Consider the following 1,453-nt stretch of genomic DNA (forward strand, 5'->3'; position numbering starts at 1 on the left):
TTGAACTGAGACCTAAAAATTAGACAGTTTAAAATACAGGATTAATAGAGGCTTGATTCCGATATTCTTTCGGAGTTAAGCCTTTTAATCTGCTCTTTATCCTTTCTTCGTTATAGTATTCGATGTATTCTTCAATGGCTTGAGTTAATTCTTGAAGGTTATGGTATTTGTATTCTTGGTCATAAAACATCTCTGTCTTAAGCAGACCAAAGAAGTTCTCCATTAAACCGTCATCCATGGAATTGCCTTTTCTGGACATGCTTTGAGTGATGCCTTGAAGTTTTAAAGCACGTTGGTATTTTGGACTCTGATATTGACAGCCTTGGTCAGTATGAAAGATACAGTTGTTAAGAGCTGTTTCTTTAGCGAAAGCTTTATCAAGCATTGTCATTACTAAATCCATATCTGGATGTTTTGAAATAGAGTAAGAAACTATATCACCGCCGCAGCCATCCAAAATAGGCGACAAATACAGCTTTTCATCATTAAGATGAAATTCAGTGATGTCAGTATACCATTTCATATTAGGCATTGGTGCAAAGAAATCACGATGAATCAAATTAGGTGCTATTTTGCCAATAGTACCTTTATAGCTTGAATACTTGCGCTTATTGCGTCTGATACCCTTAAGACCTAGCTTATGCATCCAGTAGCGAACTGTTTTCTCAGTAACGTTCCAACCATCTTTGAGTAGCTGCAATGCTACTCGGCGATAGCCATAGCGCCCCTGATGATAATTGAAGATTTCCTTGATCTTGGCAATGAGTTTAGAACGCTTAGGCTTTTTAGGCTTTCTTTTAATGATCTTGTAGTAAGAGCTTCTGGCAATTATCGGTAGCCCTGGATGCTCAGCGATTGCTTCTAAGACGTAGTCCAAGCTGACTTTGAATTCATGCCTTAGATCAGTAATTGCCTTAGCTATTTGTTCTGATCTTTTTCTTGATCCAAGGCTTTCAGTTTTTTTACGTATTCGTTCACAATACGCAATCGCAAGTTTTCTTCTTTCAGCTTTTGGATCTCTTTCTCCAGTTCCTTGCGTGATTTCTGACTCTCTTTGACCACGGGCAGGACGTCCTTTCTGTTTGATAATGACATTATACCCGTTTTCTTTGTATTCTCTAAGCCATTTGTTAAGCATGGCAATGCTTTTGAAGCCTAATTCTAGCGATAATTGAACATATGACTTAGTACCAAAGATAGCTTGTTCAATTGCTTGCTCTTTAAATTTTTTAGAATAAACCTGCTTTCCAGTATTTAAAATATCCGTTCCATGCATATCAATCAATCTAAGCATGTAATCTAAATTAGCTAAGTTCATTTTATATGCTTTAGACAATTGACTTATTGAGATATTCTCATCTTTCCATTTACGATAAATTTCTATTTTTTGTTCTTTATTAAATTTAGACATAGTAAAAGACCTAAAAGTGTCTCACTTTTAGGTCTCACTTCA

General features: G+C 36.0%; 1 protein-coding gene. It reads right to left on the bottom strand.

What is annotated here, in order from left to right; translation table 11 throughout:
• Positions 1-28: 28 nt before the first annotated feature.
• The gene (locus tag FC37_RS05600) at positions 29-1,411 is read right to left on the bottom strand and encodes an IS3 family transposase (protein ID WP_035434713.1); all 1,383 of its coding nucleotides are present in this window, start codon (positions 1,409-1,411) and stop codon (positions 29-31) included.
• Positions 1,412-1,453: the final 42 nt, after the last annotated feature.

This window comes from Lactobacillus gallinarum DSM 10532 = JCM 2011, from assembly GCF_001434975.1.
GTDB classification, from domain to species: domain Bacteria; phylum Bacillota; class Bacilli; order Lactobacillales; family Lactobacillaceae; genus Lactobacillus; species Lactobacillus gallinarum.